At 51.4% G+C, this 19,969-nt stretch carries 15 protein-coding genes and 1 tRNA gene; 10 read left to right on the top strand and 6 right to left on the bottom strand.

The genetic code is table 11. The features are described from left to right. Positions 1–4: 4 nt before the first annotated feature. Complete coding sequence (locus Pan161_RS26725) at positions 5–1,099, bottom strand: class I SAM-dependent methyltransferase (protein ID WP_145231800.1); 1,095 nt, start codon at positions 1,097–1,099, stop codon at positions 5–7. A gap of 371 nt (positions 1,100–1,470) precedes the next feature. On the opposite strand from Pan161_RS26725, the gene Pan161_RS26720 reads away from it, so the two are divergent. Further along, a complete protein-coding gene (locus tag Pan161_RS26720; RefSeq protein WP_145231799.1) occupies positions 1,471–3,048 on the top strand; it encodes a hypothetical protein in 1,578 nt (525 codons plus the stop codon). Between the two features lie 73 nt (positions 3,049–3,121). Here Pan161_RS26720 and Pan161_RS26715 read toward each other — a convergent pair whose 3' ends face one another. Continuing rightward, positions 3,122–3,433, bottom strand: coding sequence for an ABC transporter (locus Pan161_RS26715; protein WP_145231798.1), 312 nt, complete (start codon positions 3,431–3,433; stop codon positions 3,122–3,124). A gap of 255 nt (positions 3,434–3,688) precedes the next feature. Here Pan161_RS26715 and Pan161_RS26710 point away from each other — a divergent pair, with 255 nt between their 5' ends. Then, positions 3,689–4,219, top strand: a complete 531-nt coding sequence (locus Pan161_RS26710) for a hypothetical protein (RefSeq protein WP_145231797.1) — start codon at positions 3,689–3,691, stop codon at positions 4,217–4,219. Positions 4,220–4,499: 280 nt separating this feature from the next. Further along, a complete protein-coding gene (locus Pan161_RS26705) occupies positions 4,500–5,489 on the top strand; it encodes an acyl-CoA desaturase (RefSeq protein WP_145231796.1) in 990 nt (329 codons plus the stop codon). Between the two features lie 128 nt (positions 5,490–5,617). On the opposite strand, the gene Pan161_RS26700 is transcribed toward Pan161_RS26705, so the two are convergent. Both Pan161_RS26700 and Pan161_RS26695 read right to left on the bottom strand, forming a co-directional pair. After that, positions 5,618–6,019 carry an acyl-CoA thioesterase gene (locus tag Pan161_RS26700; protein ID WP_145231795.1) on the bottom strand — a complete coding sequence of 134 codons (402 nt, stop codon included), beginning with the start codon at positions 6,017–6,019 and terminating at the stop codon, positions 5,618–5,620. A 38-nt stretch (positions 6,020–6,057) separates the two neighbouring features. After that, positions 6,058–7,653 (bottom strand): amidophosphoribosyltransferase, encoded by a 1,596-nt coding sequence (locus Pan161_RS26695; protein WP_145231794.1) that lies wholly within the window; start codon positions 7,651–7,653, stop codon positions 6,058–6,060. Positions 7,654–7,939: 286 nt separating this feature from the next. Here Pan161_RS26695 and proB point away from each other — a divergent pair, with 286 nt between their 5' ends. Both proB and Pan161_RS26685 read left to right on the top strand, forming a co-directional pair. Then, positions 7,940–9,085, top strand: a complete 1,146-nt coding sequence (gene proB, locus Pan161_RS26690; protein ID WP_145231793.1) for a glutamate 5-kinase — start codon at positions 7,940–7,942, stop codon at positions 9,083–9,085. Between the two features lie 21 nt (positions 9,086–9,106). Next, positions 9,107–9,649, top strand: a complete 543-nt coding sequence (locus tag Pan161_RS26685; protein ID WP_145231792.1) for a hypothetical protein — start codon at positions 9,107–9,109, stop codon at positions 9,647–9,649. An 85-nt stretch (positions 9,650–9,734) separates the two neighbouring features. Here the strand turns inward: Pan161_RS26685 and Pan161_RS26680 are convergent, their stop codons facing one another. After that, positions 9,735–10,748: an alpha/beta hydrolase gene (locus Pan161_RS26680; protein ID WP_145231791.1), complete on the bottom strand. Its 1,014-nt coding sequence runs from the start codon at positions 10,746–10,748 to the stop codon at positions 9,735–9,737. Positions 10,749–11,055: 307 nt separating this feature from the next. On the opposite strand from Pan161_RS26680, the gene Pan161_RS26675 reads away from it, so the two are divergent. The 4 genes from Pan161_RS26675 (at position 11,056) to Pan161_RS26660 (ending at position 16,421) form a co-directional block, all read left to right on the top strand. After that, a complete protein-coding gene (locus Pan161_RS26675; protein ID WP_145231790.1) occupies positions 11,056–11,751 on the top strand; it encodes a GntR family transcriptional regulator in 696 nt (231 codons plus the stop codon). 64 nt (positions 11,752–11,815) lie between these two features. Beyond that, positions 11,816–14,719, top strand: a complete 2,904-nt coding sequence (locus tag Pan161_RS26670) for a DUF1553 domain-containing protein (RefSeq protein WP_145231789.1) — start codon at positions 11,816–11,818, stop codon at positions 14,717–14,719. A 13-nt stretch (positions 14,720–14,732) separates the two neighbouring features. Further along, positions 14,733–16,226, top strand: a complete 1,494-nt coding sequence (locus Pan161_RS26665) for a DUF1501 domain-containing protein (RefSeq protein ID WP_145231788.1) — start codon at positions 14,733–14,735, stop codon at positions 16,224–16,226. A 120-nt stretch (positions 16,227–16,346) separates the two neighbouring features. Beyond that, positions 16,347–16,421: transfer RNA gene (locus tag Pan161_RS26660), tRNA-Pro, on the top strand. A gap of 752 nt (positions 16,422–17,173) precedes the next feature. On the opposite strand, the gene pcp is transcribed toward Pan161_RS26660, so the two are convergent. Continuing rightward, positions 17,174–17,842 carry a pyroglutamyl-peptidase I gene (gene pcp / locus Pan161_RS26655; RefSeq protein ID WP_145231787.1) on the bottom strand — a complete coding sequence of 223 codons (669 nt, stop codon included), beginning with the start codon at positions 17,840–17,842 and terminating at the stop codon, positions 17,174–17,176. Positions 17,843–18,389: 547 nt separating this feature from the next. Between pcp and Pan161_RS26650 the strand changes: the two genes are divergently transcribed. After that, the gene (locus Pan161_RS26650) at positions 18,390–19,847 is read left to right on the top strand and encodes a carbohydrate porin (RefSeq protein WP_197994246.1); all 1,458 of its coding nucleotides are present in this window, start codon (positions 18,390–18,392) and stop codon (positions 19,845–19,847) included. Positions 19,848–19,969 lie beyond the last annotated feature (122 nt).

The raw sequence follows: 19,969 nt of genomic DNA, 5'->3' as shown, positions 1-19,969 counted from the left end.
AATTTCAGGCGACAGGCCTCGGTGGTTTTCTGGCGACATAATAGTCATTGACCAGATCATGGGGCAGCGTATGAACGTCGATCGAAGTGAAGCCTGCCTCCTGTAATGTCTGCAACGCGATTTCCTGACACCAGCGGGAACCATCGGCAGTCTGATCCTGCTCTGCGTTTACCATGCTCCGCAGACAGGACAGGGAGAACATCAGAGTAGACAGCGGATTCTGCAGGTTGATCTCTCTGCTTCGAGAGCGCGCCAGATCCTGCATCAGAAAAAGTCCTTCCGGTCGCAAGGCGGTCAAGACCTGGTCCAGAATACGAAACGGCTGAGCCTGATCCTGCAGTACATCAAAAGCCGTAACCAGATCAAAGGCATCAATCGCGTGAATTTCTGACAGTTCGCGCTGAATAAAAGTTACATTCTCAATCTGCTCTTCCTCTGCAGTTCGTCGGGCTTTCTCAATCAGAGTCGAAGAACTGTCATAGCCTGAAAAACGACTGGCAGGAAACATGCGGGCCAGTTCGATCAGCGTATTACCACATCCACAACCCAGGTCCAATACATCACGGCCTTCACACAACTGCATGATCAGACTGGGAACAAGGGGCAATACATGTTGAAACAGACCGTTCATGATCGAAACGGAATTATCTTCCGCAAGCTGTGACTGCAGTTGAGTAAACAGGTCCGAAGGCAGCGGACCTCCTTCGCGGAAGCAGGTCACAATCTCATCCTCAAGCTTGCCAGACAGGGACACCCATTGCACACTGGTTGCGTAAGAATGCGTTCTTCCACGTTGCAGCAACAACGCAGCTTGCTCAGCAGGCAGACGGTAAGTCTGGAAGAGCGAATCATGCTCCAGAATCCCGCCTGTCGTCATTACTTCCAGCCAGTCCTTGACATACTGTGGTTTCAGGCCGGCACGCTCTGCAATTTCTTCACAGCTCGCCGCGTCCAGTGTTCCCAGCACTTCGAATAAACCGGTTCGGTAACCTATCGAAAGCATCAAAGTCAGGCTTCCTTGATTAATCATCTCTTGCAGACGGCACTCAAAGTGAGCCGTCGTTTCCCAGCCGAATGTGAAAGCCGTGTCAGTTGTCATATTGTCAGCCCTTTCCAATAGTGAGTGAGAAAACCCTGCCTGAACTACCAAGCGAACATTCCGCCCGACTGTTACCGGTTTTTTGAAAAAAATCACGAAACAGGAGGGAAATTACTCAGTTGTGGTGACTGATAACGAAATGCGATAACCTCTTAACACGCTATGACATAGGGAAAGTGACCTGTCAGTGGACTGATCGGAACTAAAAAATTGTAAATCTGAAAGCGGACAACACCTGTTTTGTTCTGTACAATAAGTTAGTGAAGTGTTTAGCTCAGGAGGTGGATTGGGCAACTCCATCACGAGAAGCACGGCTTACGAGGGGCATGCATCGGTTTCAGGAACCAGATGTTGACAGTAGGAGAATACGGATGTTTCGACAATTGGTGATTCCGGTTGTGGCAGTGCTGGTGGCAGTGGCGGGCATTGGGGGGGTTCTGATCAACACAGATCGAACACATTCTGTGGTCGCTGATAAACAGGCGCTGACTGATGCCACCCCTTCCATTCAACATCATACACATACCGATTTACAAAAGACTGGTCGTCGGCTGGATGAAATTAATCAGGTGATTGCCAGTCGGGTTCCTCAATTGAGTGGCCTGCGACCGGTGAATGCCAACAACGATTCACAGGCACCATGGCACGACCCTGCTTTAAATCATTTATTTCAGCAGATCCGCGATCAAAAACTGACACTCTGGTTCCCCCGGAATGGCGAACCGTTCTCCATCTGGGTGGGAAATCCAGAGAAGATCGTCGACGGAAAAAAAACCTATCAGCATGCGGAAGCACTTCAAAAAGCAGTCCCCCTGATCAATCAATTGCCCTTCCCTGTCCGTGTCTGGTTTTATGGCACGCGCGACCAGTCCAACCCGGAACTGGGAGAATGTATCGAAGCAGTTGAAGGAATTAAAAAACTGACGGGAGTCAAGTTCTCTTACTGTCGCATTAACGAACGGGGTTATCAGGCACTTCGCAAACTTTCCAGACTTCAGAATCTGGAAATCCTGCATTCACATCTGGATGAAACAGCCCTGGAGCAGATTGCTCAAATAGACGGTTTACGACGATTGCATCTGCATTTCGGCAAGAAAAAAATCAATTACTCCGTCGCAGAAAAAGTTCTGGATCTACCCTACCTGGAAGATTTGAAGTTATGTATTGCTCTGCCATCTAAAGATGTCACACCGTTCTGGATGAAACTTGCAGGCTGCTCACAACTGGTGTCTTTAGAAGTCGACTGCGGAACAGTCAAGCAGGATGTGCTCGTCAAGTTTTTGAAAACCGGGGATCATCAGAAGCTGAATAAGTGGGTGATCCGCAGTATCTTCCCCAGAAAGAAACTGGCGGATGCGTTCGTACTCGCTCCCCAGCTCACTTCCCTCAAGATCCCTTCGGGATCCACGGATGAGATGCTTTATCTGCTGGAGAAACTGGCCAGCGATCTGCCTGGGATGAGAGATCTGACATTTGGCTGGGATACGGGAACTCATCTGACCGGGGAAGAGGCCCGCCAGGCGCTCAGTCTGCTGGGCAGCTTTACGAACCTGGAGCACTGTCAAGTTCCGATCACACTGCCTGATGCCTATGCGCTGCAGCCAATCACCCAACTCAAGCAACTCGAAAGTTTTTACTGTAAAAACCTGAATCTGAACCAGGAAACATTATTACAACTCGCAAAAATGCCGGCTCTCAAAAGCCTGGATGTCTATGCATTGAACTTTGGTGACGAGTCAGCCCATCTGCTTCCCTGGTTGTCTCATGTCGAGCAGATCGAAATCCGGGATCCGACGACTCTGACGGACGCACGACTGGCGCTGCTCACTAAGCTGCCCCAGCTCTCCCGATTGAAATGGTGTGATATCGCGATTCAAAAACCAGTACCACTCTCCCTGGAAGCACGCGAGAAATATCCGAATCTCGAATTTGAGATCTGCGGGAATTAAGGTTTTGCTCAAGCGAGCAGACCGCGTTGACGGTTCACTGTGACCACGGGTAATCTGAGCAGCGACTCCCGTCTCATTTGATCGAGAACTCATGCAGCGATTCAGGCCAGATTGCATGAAATCCATCTTCAGATACAGGGCGATAACCGGCTTTGAAACGGTTCATCAGCGGATGTTCAATCTGCGTCCGGATCTGACTCAATACTTTTGCCGGATCATCAACGGTCATAAACAGGTTCATTTCCGAACTGCCGAAATCATGACCGTCAACGATGGTCTTTCCGTCCACCTGGATTTGATCGATGAGTACTGATTCCAGATCAACGAGTGAATCGTAATCAGAGATTACGGCTCCATTAAATTGAAGTACAAGTTGAAATTTCATAGTCGTTCCCACGGTCAGATTGATAGAAGGCGAGTAAGTATCGGACCCTGTTTGCCCGTCGAAAGGGCTCAAGACTGGCTGAAGAGTCATTATAACGAAAGGATGGTTCGCATTCCTACCAGGTTCATAAAATTTCAGTGGATTTCAATGAACCGGAGATCCCCGTTAACTTACTGTGCCGGTTATCATGACGACGCAAACTCTTTTCTGCAAGCAGGTTCAGATTAAATGTTCTTAACGAAAGGAGCGACAGGAATGTACCGTCAAAGAAAAAATATTCATCTGACTCACCTCGCCGCAGGTACACTGGTGACACTGGCTTTGGTCCTACTTTCTTTTCTGGTTCCGTTTCCCGCCAAATCAAATCGGATCATATGGACCCCGTATTCGCTGGCAGACATTCATCAGTACCTGGAAGAAGGCAGGCTGGTTCTGATCAGCGCCAGAGCCAGCTGGTGTATCAGTTCGGCAATGCACGAATACGGATACGAGTACGAGTACTCGCGCGATCCTGATATGCTCCGCCTGGTTTACAGTCAGCCCATCGCCTGTTACCAGATTGATCTTGCAGAACTGCCTGAAGAACAGCTCGAAGTCTTGAAGGGATATTTGAACGATACGATTCCGTTGGGAGTCATTCTGCTGGCACAAAATTCCAAGCATGAAGTCATCAAACGCGCGATTACCATAGAGGGGATCTACAAGCAGCAGTTGATACCCGAAATCAGGAAGCTGCGCGAGCTACAGACACAGCCGTCTTACAGGGCAGCCCATATTGATCCGTGAGCAAAGAAAATTGACGCATGCAGTTGAATTCCGAACTTCCGCCAGAAAGAGAGTTTACTTTTGACGTGAACGTTGAAGATGTCATTCGCTCATGAATCAATGAGGACCGATAGTCGCTTCTGTTGCTCTGAAAATCGTATCTGCTTCTGTACACCCGTCTTAAGAAATCTCCCTTCTTTCCCCAATCGCCCCCACCGCTATAGACACAATTCGTCGATCCCCGTAAAATCTGCCGACTTTTTATTTACTTTCAGACATTGATCGCATCGGGCTATTAAATATGAATTCACAGCAGACACTCGCGCCAATTCCGGAAACGGACCCACTTCTTCCTGAAAACGCAGCTGCTGAGACGCCCGAACCTGAGACATCACTGCCAGGTAAATATGCGACCACCGACTGGGCAAATATCGGCTGGGTCGTCGCCATTCACCTGGGACTGCTGGCCGCTCCCTTTTACTTTACCTGGACCGGTCTGCTGACCTGCATCTTCCTCGGCTGGTTGACCGGCTGCATCGGGATCTGCATGGGCTATCATCGCCTGCTCACCCATGGCAGCTTTCAGACGTATTCCTTCATGAGCCGTGCGATCGGCCTGATCGGTTTACTGGCCGGGCAGGGACCTCCCATTCAATGGGTCGCCAATCACCGGAAACATCATCTGCACAGCGATCAGCCCGGCGATCCGCATTCGCCGCGCGACGGTCGCTGGTGGAGCCACATTCTCTGGCTGGTTCCCTATCACAGCTCTGAAGAAATTCAGAGCACCCATCAGCGGTTCGCCCCTGATCTGCTCAAAGACCCGTTCATGCGGTTCCTGCAGAAAACATTTCTGTTCTGGCACATCGGCCTGGGCGCTATTTTATATGGCATCGGTTACTGGCTGGGTGGCAGAGAAACTGCGATCAGCATGGTCGTTTACGGTATGTTCGTGCGTCTGTTCTACGTGCTGCACGCAACCTGGTTCGTCAATTCGGCTACCCACATCTGGGGCTATCGCAATTATGAAACGACCGACGACAGCAAAAACCTGTGGTGGGTTGCTTTGATGACCTACGGCGAAGGCTGGCACAACAACCATCACAAGTACCAGCGGATGGCAAAGAACGGTCACAAATGGTGGGAACTCGATATGACCTACGGTGCGATTCTCGTCCTCGAAAAACTGGGTCTGGCCTGGAAAGTCGTCAAGACGATTCCGCCCAACGACAAAGAGTCAGCAGTCAAGCCGCCCCAATTTGCAAAACAACAGCAGACCGTGAAGAACTGACAGACTGAGTGCCCCCGCATCACATTCGATAACCTGATCGTAGTGCGGACACATAGAACCGCAGCCTGCTTTCGATGCAGCGGGAGCTTTGTGCTGGTGTTGCACCTGTGTTGAGCTATGGAAGAGACCTACTCACTCTCGGTACCCAGTTGCTCCATCGCCGCGGGCATGCGTTGGATATTTCCTTCGCGGTCCACACAGGCAATAACGCTGTGAGCGACAGCAACACTCGCGCCGTCACGAAACAGTTCATATTTGTGTTCCAGCTTGGCGCCGGTAACGCGGGAGAGCGTGGTTCGCAGCGTCAACACATCGTCATAGCGGGCCGGCAGCCGGTATTTGCATTCGATCTTCGCGACCACCAGCAGGTAGCCTTTCTCTTCCATCTCGCGATAGTTGCCACCTTGAGATCGGAAGAGTTCCGTGCGACCCATTTCAAAATAGGTGAAGTAATTACCATGATGCAGAAAACCCATCGCGTCGGTTTCGTTGTAGCGGACGCGGATTTCTATCTCATGCGAGGCAGACATAGGACCGTGGATTCCTTTATTGAATTCTGATCAGACCGTCAGGAGCGAACCGGCGTAGGGGGAGTGACATCGTAAGTCCTTTGAGAATCGGAACCGCTGTCCTCGTTCTGAGAATTATCGACGGCGATCTGATACAGTTTACGACCCGCTTCGGTGGGGTAGGTGGAGTCGATACAGGCCTGGCAGAGTGATGTTCCGGGCAGACCAACGGCACGGGCGATCGACTCTTTCGGCAGATACTTCAGACTGTCGGCGCCAATGGCAGCGGCCATCGCTTTTTCCACTTCGGGATTCATTTCGCCACCCTCCAGGAATCGGGGGGCAAACAGCTCGTTGATGGTCGACATGTCGATCCCGTAAAAACAGGGGCCGATGATCGGCGGACAGGCAACACGCACGTGAATTTCTTTCGCACGTCCCCGTTCTTTCAACTGGCTGATTAACGCTTTCATCGTTGTCGAACGCACTATGGTGTCTTCCACCAGCAGTACGCGTTTGCCTTCCAGAACTTCAGGCAGCGGCGTGTATTTCGCCCGGACTTTGTCGCCGCGATTCGCGCCTTCGATAAAGGTACGACCAATATAGCGGTTACGAATCAGGCCTTCCAGGCAGGGCACACTCAAGTGATAGGCCATACTGTCGGCGGCTGCTTTGGCCGTGTCGGGCACCGGAACGACAATCGTGTCGTCATCAATGGGCACCGTTTCCTGTTCAGCCAGTTCTTCGCCCAGACGTTTACGAGTGATATAAACGCTCTGGTCATCCAACGTACTGCAGACGTTCGCAAAGTAAATCCATTCGAAAAAGCAGTGTGCTTTCTGTGTGGGCTTGGCATATTCGTGGATCGAGAGTTCGCCATCCTTGATGATGACTGCGGAGCCGGGAGCCAGGCTTTCGATCTGATCTTCATCAAATCCCATGTTTGCCAGCGCGACACTTTCCGAAGCAGCCGCAAACAGTGAACCATCAAATGCATAACACAGCGGACGAATACCAACGGGATCCCGCGAGACAAACATGTTGCCCAGCGCGTCCAGAAAAACAATATTATAGGCGCCGTCCAGCCGTTTGCTGAGTGTGCCCAGAATTTCATGCAACTCACCCGGATTCTCTTTGGAGAGTTCCTGCGAAAGCAGATGCATCAGGATTTCGGTGTCCGTTTCCCGCGCCAGGTGAAAATCAGACTCGGTCAGCACTTCTTTACACAGATCCTGATAATTGGCCAGTTGGCCGTTAAAGCCAAAACTGAACCATTTGGATTTCTGAATATGATGTCGTTCGAAAGGCTGGGCATAGCTGCGGTCATCTTTACCACAGGTGGCATAGCGCACATGTCCGATCGCAGCGGGACCTTCATACTTCTTCATCAGCGCGTTAAATGTCTGCTGGTGATTCAGCTGGAAGACTTCGGTAACGGTACCGACATCTTTATGTGTATCGATCAATTGGTTCCGGGCCGGGTTGAATGTTGTCATTCCAGCCGCCAGCTGACCGCGATTCTGAATATCCAGCAGTAGACGGGAAATGAGTTGTGAAGTTTTCTCAGGAGATCCCAGCGGGGCCAGCGGACTGGTTTCCCGGTTAGGAAGATGGTAGACAGCTGCAACGCCACATTCGTGGTATAGTTCCGACATAAAATGCCTTAGTTCGTGAATAAGGGTTTCAAAATCAGTGTGAACCGGGTGAACTATGCGGTAAATTGTTTCAGGACTGTCGAGGAGAGACAAACAAAATCAGGCGTAATAACGAAAAATGAGACGATTTCAGTGAAAATCGCCCCTGTTTTCCTGCCAAACTCGCTTTGTTCTGTGTCTATGCTGCAGCCACTGACTTCTATATTATATAAATATTAAGAAATAGGGACCCGGTGGGGAGTGCCTCTTTGAAAATTTTTAGTGATTCCCGGAAAAAGTGCGGACTGTGAGTCGAACCAGACGTGAAGTGATCGATACAGCGGAAACGCTGGTGATTAAAATTGGAACAAACGTTCTGTCTTGCGCGGACGATACACTTAACCCCGCACGCATAGAGTCACTGGCGGAACAGATTCACCGCGTCAAGCAGACTGGCCGCAAAGTGGTGGTCGTATCCAGTGGTGCCATCGGTGCCGGCATGGGACTGCTGGGCTTAAAAGAGCGACCCAAAGATCTGGGGCACCTGCAGGCGTCCGCCGCCGTCGGGCAGGCCCATCTGATCCGTCGCTATGATCGCTGCCTGCAGAAGCACGGCTACCATGCGGCGCAACTGCTGGTGACAGCCAATGATTTCAAGCATCGCACCCGCTACCTCAATGTACGTAACACCATACATACTCTGTTCGAATACGGTGCGGTACCTATCGTCAATGAAAACGACACCGTCAGTATCAAAGAGATCAAGTTCGGCGATAACGACCATCTCGCCGCGATGGTTACCAGCCTGGTCAAGAAGCCACTGCTCGTGATTCTGTCTATTGTCGACGGCCTGTATGACGGCGATCCAAAATCTCCGGACAGCGCCCGCATTTCGCAGGTCCAGGACTGGACACCTGAGTTATTGTCCCTCGCCACCGATGACAGCAGTTCGCTCGGCACCGGCGGGATGAAATCCAAACTGCAGGCGGTGCATTCCGCGACTGCAGTGGGAGAAAATGTTATTATCGCCAATGGCACGCAGGAAGGGATTCTGGATCAAATCCTCAACGGTGATGATGTCGGCACACTCTTTCTGGCGCAGGGGGCTTCCGTTTCTGCCTGGAAACGCTGGATTGGATATACGATTCGCCCTAAAGGTAAGTTTCATCTGGACGAGGGAGCGACCAAAGCCATTCGAGAAGGGGGAAAATCTCTGCTGGCGATTGGCATTCGTTCGATTGATGGCACTTTCGAGAGTGGTGAAGTCGTCACGCTGGTCAGCCCTTCGGGAGAAGAATTCGCCCGCGGGCTGAGTAATTACAATTCAAACGATCTGGCAAAGATAGTGATGCGACGTTCGGATCAGATTGCCACCATACTGGGAGCCGTCCCGTACTCCGAAGTGATTCATCGGGATAATCTGGCGGTTCTGGAAAACCATCCTGCGTTGTAGGAACTGTAAGAGGACTGACACATGTGGTTTACTGAAACCGCGATCCCGCCAATGGTCGTTTGCTCCGCGATTGCCGCGATCCTGTTTATATTATGGTATCAGCGGCGTCTGGGGAAATTTCTGATCGGCAGCCTGATCATGGTTCTGGTAACGGTTGGGTTTTATGCGCTCGAACAGAATATCGTCACACCACGTGAGCGTGTGGAAGCCGACCTCTATAGCCTGATCGATGCCTTTCAGCACAAAGAGCAAGAGAAGACACTGGATTATATCAGCCCCCGGGCGAACCAGTTGCAGGATATGGTGAAACTCGCTCTGTCACTGGTGACGCTGAACGATGATCTCAGAATTACCGATGTCTCAACGGAAATGAAGTCGGAAGATTCTATCGCGATCATGCACTTCCGCGCCAATGGAACCGCCATGTATGCAGGAGTTTCCGGCAAGCAGCCCACGCGCTGGGAACTGAGATGGCTGAAAATGGGAGGCGAGTGGAAAGTCACGGAAGTCACCCGCCTGAATCCAATTACGGGAGATCGTCTGAGAACGTTTTCAGTCCAATAACGGGCCAGTTTTACTGTAGCGTCTCCAAAGCCATTTGGACCGAGTATCATAGATTGGGAGACGTTATGGTTAAATGTGATGTGCTTTAGCTGGCCGCAGGAATTGTTTTGCGATAAGCCCCGCCTGTCGGTTTTATCTTGGCAGGGGAATTCATCAGCACGCGATCAAAGAAGGCTTCCATCTCCGGGTAGGTTTCGCGACGATGGCTGGTAAAGACATCATGATTCGCTTTTGGATATCGCTGATAGGTGATATCCACAGCACCCGCAGTTTTCAAAGCGGCGACAAAACTGTCTGCCTGGGAGACATCCACAAGCCGATCGCCGGCTCCCTGAAAGACCAGGAAGGGGGGGGCCTGCTTATTCACATAGGTGATCGGAGACGCTTGAATTGCCAGTTCTTCCAGACTTGTTTCACTTGAGTTGAGCAGTTGGAAGAGTGTTCGCTTATTCCTGGCTCCACCGGGCCAGTTGACAAAATCGGACGGGATCGCGGAGACACATACGGCATTGAGCAGGCTGGATTGATCCTGCCACGGACCATCACCTTCCAGATTTTGATTCTTATTTACCAGTCCCAACAGGCTGACGAGGTGCGCTCCCGCGGAATTTCCAAACCCGCCAATGCGGTCAGGATCGACATTATATTTTTCCGCATGCGCCCGCAACCAGCGTACGGCACACTTCACATCTTGCAGGCAGGCGGGGAACGGATCTTCATCCGAAAGACGATAATTAACACTGATACAGACATAACCCAGGCTCGCGTATTCCACAGGGCCACTCTTGAAGATTCCACGACCTTTGTCGCCACTCGACCACCCGCCACCGTGCACAAAGATAATAGCCGGACGCGGTTTTTCACCACGTTCACGAGGCATCACCAGATTCAGTTTCCAGGCGCGGCGGTCACCAGGGCGATACTCAATGTCCTCCACAATCTTCAAATCTTTAGGCAGAGGCGCGATATTCGACAGAATCGGGACTTCTTTTTTTCCCTTCTGATTTTGGGCGGAACTCTTTTGGGGCTCGGGGATCAGACATGTCACGAGTCCCAGTAGAAACAGTCCCATCAAAATACGTGATACAAAATAACGCATCACCAACCCTCACTGGTTAAGATAATATGGAAGCACTTGTGTAATCCAATAAACCCTGATTGAGTCGATCGGTTTCCCTGATCTTTTGCATAAATTCGAAATAATTCTGCGGGCCCTGCCAATGCCCGATCGATGGGGGGCAGCCCAAATTGCAAAATACAACCCTCCCGAGGACCGTCTGACGTCGTAGTAGAGGGAATGCAGAAAAGTAGACAACGCTTGCTTTATTGTATTGAATACGCTTAAATTATATATAATCCTGAACGAGTTGATGTTTCCCCTGTTTTAAGAGAATGAGCAAACAATCATGGCGACCGTTGTCACCCGACAGATTACTCATGGTTCCCGCAGACAGACGCTGGTGCAGCAGGTGCTCAGCAAGTTCTTTCAGGGGGAATACCAGCCCAATCAGCGCATGACGGTTCAGTCACTCGCCCGGGAATGGGATGTCAGCGCTACCCCGGTTCGTGAAGCATTGGTGGAACTCGAAGGCATCGGCATCGTGGAAATCTTTCCGAATCGTGGTGCCGTGCTCCGTAATTTCGGCGTGAAGGAACTGCATGAAATCTGCCAGGTCCGCCGCATTCTGGAAAGCGAAGCCACCCGCTGTGCCTGCGGGCATATCACGCCGCACGAGCTGGCGCAGCTTGAGCAGACCTTCCGTGAGCTGGCATCTGCAAAAAGAACCATCGAGTGGTCTGAAAGAACACAACAGTGGGACGACTACCTGCACGAACTCATTTACCGTGCCTGTGGCAGCGAGCGGCTGGCATTGGAAATTAACCGCTACCGGGTACTCCATCAGACATTAAGACAGGTCCGCCACAGTAAACGACAGAATGTCAAAGATTTTGAGCATATGGAAGAGAATGCAGAGCACTTGCGCATCGTGCAGGCTTTGATCAAGGGGAATCCCGACAAAGCCGCCAAAGCCATGCACGAACATCTGCAGCAGACTCCTGTCTGGCTGGAACGCGATCTGTTTCAGCGCCAGGAGACATAAACCGCGTACTATATTTCCTTAATCATCCTCTGGTGAACGACAGTAAATTTGAAGGACTGGCTCAGTGACTCAATCTCCTGTATCCCGACTTTGTCTGATCGCACTCTGTTCGGCGTGTCTCAGCCTGCTGCTCACAGCGGCAGAAACAACACCGGACTCAACACCCAAGGTCGATTTCGGAAACGAAATCGCGCCGCTGCTCGTCAATCACTGCATCCGCTGCCACAACCCGGGCAACGAAAAAGGGGATCTCTCCCTCGCCACGCTGCAGTCGATCAAAGACGCAGGCTACCTCACGCCCGGCAAGCCTGAAGAAAGCTATCTGCTGGATGTGGTTCACACCAGCCCCGATACCGGCAAAGCCGCCATGCCCAAAGAAGGTCCGCCTCTCGCGAAAGAACAGGTCGCGTTGCTCACCCGCTGGGTCAAAGAGGGAGCCGCCTGGCCCGACAGCCTCATACTTCAGGAAAAATCCAAAGCCGATCTCAGCTGGTGGTCTCTGCAACCTCTGGCAAATGCAGTTCCCCCCGAAAGCAAAGCCGCTCCCGACCACTGGCAGAACAGCCCCATCGACCAGTTCATCTTCGCAAAGCTGCAAGAGAAAAATCTCAAGCCGTCACTGCGCGCCACAAAACGCGAACTGATCAGACGGGCCACCTATAATCTGACGGGTCTGCCTCCCTCGCCCGAAGAAGTTGCCGCCTTCGAAAAAGATCCAGCTCCTGATGCTTACGAACGACTCATCGATCGACTGCTCGACTCACCCCGTTACGGCGAACACTGGGGCCGCCACTGGCTGGATGTCGTTCGCTTCGGCGAGAGTAATGGCTTCGAACGCAATGTGATCATTGATAATGTCTGGCCGTTCCGTGATTATATTATCCGGTCATTCAATGCAGACAAACCTTTCGATCAGATGGTCATCGAACACCTGGCCGGTGATGTGATCGGCAAAAATGACCCCGATGTTGTCGTCGGCAGTACATTCCTCGTCTGTGGTCCCTATGACAACGTCGGTAATCAGGACCCGGTGCAGGCCGCCCAGATTCGTGCGAACACGATTGACGATATGATTCGTACCACAGGCGAAGCCTTCCTCGGGCTGACCGTTGGTTGCAGTCGCTGTCACAATCATAAATTCGATCCCATTAAACAACAGGATTATTACAGTCTCTATGCGACCTTCGCCGGCGTCAGGCATGGCAGCCGCGTGATCGCCAGTCCGGAAGACCGTCAGGAGCAACTCCAGAAACGCCAGCCACTGCAAAAAGAAAAAGCTGAACTGCTGAAACAGAAAAGCGAAATCGAAAACGCCATTCAGAAACGAGCCCAGGCGAAAGCCGCCGAGTACGAAAAAGAGTGGACCCGCGAACCAGCAAAACGAACAGGAGTGGAAGAATCGTTTTCCCCCGTCACAGCCAAATTTGTGCGGCTCACTTCGCAGGGACTCGATACCAATCCCCGCGCCATGACCGGATATCGCGTCGATGAATTTGAAGTCTGGTCTGCCGGCGAAACGCCACAGAATGTCGCGCTCGCGAAAAACGGCGGCAAAGCCACCGGCGCCAACAGTCGCGTCGCCGGCGACTTTGCCGGAGCCTATGATGTTGGCTTGACCATCGACGGGAAAATCGGTGCCTGCTGGATTGCCGGCAGCCCCGATCTGACCATCGAACTCGCTGAGCCACAGACTATCAATCGGGTGCGCTTCTCCAGCGATCGCTCCGGCGCCGCTATGAGCAACTACAAAGCCACCTTTCTGGCGGAATACAAACTCGAAGTTTCCACCGATGGCAAAACCTGGCAGGAAGTCGCTTCCTCCCGCAATCGCAAACCCGTCAGTACGTCTCACCGCCGCAAACGATTCTACGATCTGGAAGTCACGGTCGAAGAACGCAGCCAGCTCAATGAATTCAATAAACAAATCAGACACGTTGATCAACAACTGGCCGCCATTCCCAATCCCCCCTCCTGGTGGGTGGGTAACCACAGTCAGGTCAATGGACCTTTTCACATCTTTGTGGGCGGTAACCCGCAGCGTAAAGGGGAGACCGTCGTCCCTGCCAGCATGACCACACTCAATAAAGTGACAGAAGGCTATAAGCTCGACGCCAATGCACCGCAAGGTCAACGTCGTCTGGAACTGGCCCGCTGGATCGTTTCCAAAGAGAACCCGCTTACGCCGCGCGTGCTCGCCAATCGGCTCTGGTATTACCATTTTGGAACCGGCATCGTCTCCACGCCCAGTGACTTCGGCTACATGGGAACCAAGCCCAGTCATCCCGAGCTGCTCGACTGGCTCGCGCTTCAGGTTCAGAATAACGGCTGGCGTCTCAAAGATATCCATAAACAGATCATGCTCTCGGAAACCTATCAGCAGGGCAGCACCTTCCGCGAAGACGCTGCCCGCATCGATTCCGATTCCCGCCTGCTCTGGAGATTTCCGCCCCGTCGCCTGTCGGGAGAAGAGATTCGTGACACGCTGTTATCCGTCACCGGAAAACTGGACCTCAAAATGGGCGGCCGCGGTTTTCGTTTATATGAATATCTGCAGGACAACGTCGCCACCTATGTGCCCCTCGAACAGTTCGGCCCGGAAACCTACCGTCGCGCCGTCTATCATCAGAATGCCCGCGCGGCCCGCGTCGATCTGTTAACCGATTTCGACTGTCCCGATAATGCCTTTGCCGCTCCCCGACGAAACGCGACGACCACGCCGCTACAGGCACTGACGCTCATGAACCATCAATTCACGCTCGATCTCTCCCGCTTTCTCGCCGAACGTCTCAGGCAGGAGGCGGGCGCGGAGAATGTTGATCAACAGATTGATCGCGTGTTCCAATTACTGTATTCCCGTAGTCCTCGATCTGAAGAACAACAGGCCGCCCGCGCGCTCATCGCCGCCAGTGGCCTGGAAGCCCTGTGTCGGGCCATGATTAATTCCAACGAACTGATTTATCTCGATTGAACTGGTGAACCATATGTTGAATCCGTTTGACCAATTCACGACGCGACGCCTGTTACAACAGGTGCATTCCCGCCGTTCGTTTTTTTCCAGCGTCTATACAGGCATGGCCGGTCTCGGACTGACGAACCTGCTGCTCAACGATCTGTCAGCCGCGAATTCCAAATCGGGCAATTCAAAGCAGAACAAAGACTGGCAGCCCGGCGTCGATGAAACCCATTTCCCCCCGAAAGCCAAACGGGTCCTGCAGATCTTCTGCCCCGGTGCCGCCTCGCATATGGATTTATGGGAGCACAAACCCAGCCTCGAAAAATATCATGGCAAGCCGCTGCCCGGCGAAGAAAACTTCGTCAGCTTTCAGGGGAAAAACGGCAACCTCATGAAAAGCCCCTGGGCGTTCAAACCCCAGGGAGAGACGGGCAAAATGTGTACGACCATGCTGCCTCACATGTCTCGCCATGTCGATGACATCGCCTTCATTCATTCGATGACCACCAAAACCAACACCCACGGTCCCGGTTGTGTGTTCATGAATACCGGCCACGATACTGAAGGTTATCCCAGCGCGGGTGCCTGGCTCGGTTATGCGCTGGGCAGTGAAAATGAAAACCTGCCCGCCTACATCGCCATTCCCGATATTCGCGGCGAACCCCCAAACGGCAAAGCCAACTGGAGCAACGGCTTCCTCCCCGCCCAGCATCAGGCGATCGTGATGAATGCGCAGTCTCCCATTCGCAATCTGAAAATTCCCGAAGGGATTTCACCCAAAGAAGAGAAAGCCACGCGTGCGTTCTTAAAGTTCCTCGATCAGAAACACGCCGAACAGCGGCCGGGCAACACCGATCTGCAGGCGCGGATCGAAGCCTACGAACTTGCGGCCCGCATGCAGTTGTCGGCACCCGAAGTCTCGAACCTCGCTTCCGAACCCAAGTCGATTCACGAACAGTATGGCACGGGAGACCCCAATAAGCTGAAAGCGTCCTACGCGCGCAACTGTCTGCTGGCGCGACGGTTCCTGGAGCGGGGCGTGCGCTATCTGAATCTTTACTGTTCCTCGCGGGCATCAGGCGTGGATGGCCTGTTGAACTGGGACGCTCACAAAACGCTCAAAGCCGACTACGAACGACACTGTCCCATCTTTGATCAACCGACGGCGGCGCTGCTTACCGATCTGAAACAGCGTGGCCTGTTAGACGAAACGCTCGTGCTCTGGACCACAGAATTCGGACGTATGCCCACACATCAATCGGGGACGCTCGGCCGCGATCACAATCCGGATGGCTTCACCTGCTGGATGATGGGGGCCGGTATTAAAGGGGGCACCAGCTATGGTGCCACTGACGAGTTTGGTCGCCGGGCCGAGCTCAATCCGACCACCGTCTGGGATTTTTACGCGACCGCCCTGCATCTGCTCGGTTTCCAGCATGATAAGCTGACCTACTATAATAATGGCCTCGATCGCCGCCTGACCGACGTTCATGGAAATTTGATTAAAGAAATCCTCGCTTAATGCTGATGATGGTTTAAATATCTGCTTGCATCAGTAGAGGTTACATATTTTTGGAAGAGAACACAGAGAACCATTGACGGCTTCATCGTGTCTCTCTAAACTGTGCCTCTGATTAAGTTGCGGGGCGTAGCTCAGCTTGGCTAGAGCGCTGCGTTTGGGACGCAGAGGTCGCACGTTCGAATCGTGTCGCCCCGACTTTTAAGTTGTTTTATATTAACGACTTACAAAAACGCTTTTTGGTCCGTTATTCTTCGGATCGCCCTGGTCCGTTAAGTGGTCCGTTATTCTGTAATTTTCCATGCAAAATTACAACGCTCTGAGCCGCCCAGAATCGCTGCTCCCGCCTCCTGAACTCTTCTCTTACATCCTGCCCCTAAATCGCTCCTGAGGGCTTCTCAGGATGCTGTCCGCCGCCTGGCTGATATCTGGCTAGGACTTATTAAGAAATCAGCATCGATTGGCACATAGTTGGTCGAATCAGGAAGGGACGAAGGTTACCGGTTGTTCCTTCTCGACAGCTCGGTATGAGATTCAGCGTAGATCAAATGTAGTCATGTCAGGCCATGATGATGCGCCAGCTAAAAGGGTGTTTTTACGGAGCAAATCATCAATCAAAAGGGTTTCCAACGGGTTTTCGGTACAGCGGTAGCCTGTTCGAATCTGCCTGAATGGCCACCGAAGACTCTGGGTAACTCGTCGCAACGGTGGGCGAGTTGGAGAGCATATGGTGTTTTCCGCAAAACGCACATGAATCTCATTTCTGTCCACTATCAACTCTGAGCCGAGTCATCGATGTTTGCTGAAAAACGGAACTGTATTAAAGTTTTCCGCCCATTCAGTTCTCAGATATATTTTCTGGAATGTACGTCATAATTCTGCAAGTGACATACCAAACCGAACGTCTCCAGTACCTAAACCGCGATGGACTTCAATTTTTCGTTTTAAGTTCAGATTTGCCAAGCCGATGCAATGGGATCGAGAATATCTTCTTTATGATTCAAAATAGATTCAATCCCGGCAGACAGTCCGGTAACTGCTGTTTCTACAGACATGCTAGGGGCGCCGAGATTAGACTCCATGGCGGCCACACTGGGGAGATGCGGGAGATGAATCCATCCGGCGCGGATGGGAAGATCTGCAATTGTAATATAATGCAGGATTCCATACATCAAATGATTACAGACAAACGTCCCCGGCGTGTCTGAGATGTCAGCAGGAATTCCGGCTTTACGCATGGCTTTTACCATCGCGCGGATTGGTAACGTTGTGAAATAGCCAACTGGTCCATCGGGGACTGTCAATCGATCTTGCATGGAGCCACCTTCGTTATCGGTTAAGCCATATCGAGTGGAATCATTCAGGTTATTCGCGATCCGCTCTACTGAAATCATGGAACGGCCCCCATATTCTCCCAGCATAATAACAATATCCGGCTTCACTTCTGAAATAGCTGATTTCACAAAGTCAATGGATTTAAAAAACACGCCCGGAGCAATTCTAGCGATCACTGTGGCTCCATTGATTTTTTTGCCATCAAGAGATCGGGCAACTTTTCCTGCAGGATTTACGGGTATGGCTCCAAACGTATCAAATCCTGTTAAAAGTACTCTTGGCATAGCAATTCCCTTTTAGTACGTGGCCATGGAACGATGAACCGCTTTCACATTGATACGTATAATCCGGGATTTCCCATTTGGGTTGAGCCTGAAAACACCCTAAGCATCTTTCACTACCTATCATAATATTACGCCCTCCCCGAGTCCAGTATCTGGCCAGTTTGCGGCCCCCTCTTGCGGCTGGGAGGGCAAGGATCGGCGGCGTCCAACTGCGCCACAGCGGACGGAAAACTCATTTCGGCGCGCATACTTCAATTAAGAGCCACGTTTTCCCCTAGTCGACTTGTTCAATTCACACCTTCAGAGGTTGTCGGTGGCGGAATCGCCAACAGGGCGATCCTATCAATTCTCAACCGACTACCGTTTTACTTTGGAAAAATAGCACCTCAAGAAGCGATATCGGACGTTACTATTTACTTAAAAACAGGTTAGGGAAATCTTTGATGGTTTATTGAAACTCACTAAAGATTCTATGGTGTACGATGTTGTACAGACGATAATAATAAAACGTTTAATATCATTGTGGCTTTTATGCCAAGGGTTGAAAATGAAAAGGATTCGGGCAGTACAGAACAGGTTTTGGAGCGTATTCCTCTGCACAACGCTAATAACTTTGTCCACTTTTGTCTGCTCTGCTTATTCTCAAACACTTCCCAGAAGTCAAAGTGACGAGAATGTTTCGTTAGACGATAAATTTCGTGTTGATATTCCACCAGCGCCACCGGTAACAAATACAAATGAAGATGTGCTACCATTCAACAACCACACCATCGACTATAATTCGATGGCATCGCAGTCGGTGACCTTGCCAACTGCGATCAGTGGTAACCCAGCGGCTGTCAACATTACTACTGGGTCTGGTGAATTGGGCGATTGGTTGGGGATCAACGAGAATGGCTTTCGATTTGGAGGTCTGCATATCACTGATGCCAACGGGCAGGTCTCCGGCGGAAATACCCCAGGAAAATGGAGTGGAAATACTCTCACCGTTCTTGATTTCTCGCTCGACACAGAAAAAGCCTTCAATTGGAAGGGAGGCATGATCGGAACCGAGGTCCTATTCTATTTTGGTGACCCGGTGAATAATAACGCTGCTACCGTCATGGGCTATAATTCACTGGACGCGGGGCCGCCTGACTCGCGTGTGGAGCTTTACCAGCTTTGGTACCGTCAGGCTCTTCTCGACGACCGGCTGATCTTGCGTTTTGGCAAGTCAGTTCCGACTTATGATTTCAACAATGTATTGCGATCGATACCCTATCCCGAACAGGACCTGAATATACCAGGTCTTTCAGGGGCGATGTTGACACCGCTTTATGTCAGCCCAACTCAACTTGGAATTATGCCCGGGTATTACGATTCAGCCACAGGAGTTGTGGCTTCGTTTACTCCCAATAATCATTTCTATGTGCAATATGGATTCTACGATGGTAGTTTGGCCACGGGGCGTAAAACGGGCCTGACTGGACCCCGTTTCGATGGTCACTACCTCCATGTTGCCGAAACCGGCATCAATTGGACTCTCGGTTTCGATAATAAACCTGGCAAAATGGGTATCGGTGGTTGGTATCAAACCGGGACACTGGCGGCCTCAATTGGTAACGTGAATGGTGCTGATGGAGGCTACTTTTTTGCTTCGCAGCGACTCTTTTACGAGCGGCCGGGTGAGAGTCCGGATGGACTTGTCGCCTTCCTGCAACTCGCAGCGACCAATTCCGCATTCATTGAAACGCACCGGTACGTTGGAGCTGGTCTTACCTATTTTGGCCCGCTTCCCACACGTGATGAAGATTCGATAGGCTTTGCCTTTGCTTATGGGAAAATGAACGATGATCCGACTTTAGGTCTCGGGCCTCAGGAAGAGATCTATACCTGGTATTATCAAATGAAACTGTGCAAGAATCTCTTTTTCCAACAAAACCTGACCTATATCAGCACCCCGGCAGCCAATCCCAGTGCTTCTGACGTGTTCGCACTCACTTTTCGTGCTTTGCTCTTATTTTGACATGCCTATTGTCACACTGGCCTGTAGCGAAGTTTCTTAGACCGTACTTATTCTCTTGGATTTTGTTTCATCGTCTTGAAGCGGCGATCATTCAATGAGTTCTTGCTATTACCGGCTTTGTT

The organism is Gimesia algae, assembly GCF_007746795.1.
Lineage (GTDB): Bacteria > Planctomycetota > Planctomycetia > Planctomycetales > Planctomycetaceae > Gimesia > Gimesia algae.
The sequence above is the reverse complement of the archived record's forward strand: the minus strand, read 5'-3'. Positions and strand labels throughout refer to the sequence as shown.

Excerpts from the sequence above, each read along its gene's own strand:
- Pan161_RS26695 (WP_145231794.1), bottom strand. The coding sequence starts at position 7,653 with ATGTCGGAACTATACCACGAATGTGGCGTTGCAGCTGTCTACCATCTT.
- Pan161_RS26680 (WP_145231791.1), bottom strand. The coding sequence starts at position 10,748 with ATGCGTTATTTTGTATCACGTATTTTGATGGGACTGTTTCTACTGGGA.
- Pan161_RS26700 (WP_145231795.1), bottom strand. The coding sequence starts at position 6,019 with ATGTCTGCCTCGCATGAGATAGAAATCCGCGTCCGCTACAACGAAACC.
- Pan161_RS26685 (WP_145231792.1), top strand. The coding sequence starts at position 9,107 with ATGTGGTTTACTGAAACCGCGATCCCGCCAATGGTCGTTTGCTCCGCG.
- Pan161_RS26675 (WP_145231790.1), top strand. The coding sequence starts at position 11,056 with ATGGCGACCGTTGTCACCCGACAGATTACTCATGGTTCCCGCAGACAG.
- Pan161_RS26705 (WP_145231796.1), top strand. The coding sequence starts at position 4,500 with ATGAATTCACAGCAGACACTCGCGCCAATTCCGGAAACGGACCCACTT.
- pcp (WP_145231787.1), bottom strand. The coding sequence starts at position 17,842 with ATGCCAAGAGTACTTTTAACAGGATTTGATACGTTTGGAGCCATACCC.
- Pan161_RS26665 (WP_145231788.1), top strand. The coding sequence starts at position 14,733 with ATGTTGAATCCGTTTGACCAATTCACGACGCGACGCCTGTTACAACAG.
- Pan161_RS26725 (WP_145231800.1), bottom strand. The coding sequence starts at position 1,099 with ATGACAACTGACACGGCTTTCACATTCGGCTGGGAAACGACGGCTCAC.
- Pan161_RS26650 (WP_197994246.1), top strand. The coding sequence starts at position 18,390 with ATGAAAAGGATTCGGGCAGTACAGAACAGGTTTTGGAGCGTATTCCTC.
- Pan161_RS26710 (WP_145231797.1), top strand. The coding sequence starts at position 3,689 with ATGTACCGTCAAAGAAAAAATATTCATCTGACTCACCTCGCCGCAGGT.
- Pan161_RS26720 (WP_145231799.1), top strand. The coding sequence starts at position 1,471 with ATGTTTCGACAATTGGTGATTCCGGTTGTGGCAGTGCTGGTGGCAGTG.
- Pan161_RS26715 (WP_145231798.1), bottom strand. The coding sequence starts at position 3,433 with ATGAAATTTCAACTTGTACTTCAATTTAATGGAGCCGTAATCTCTGAT.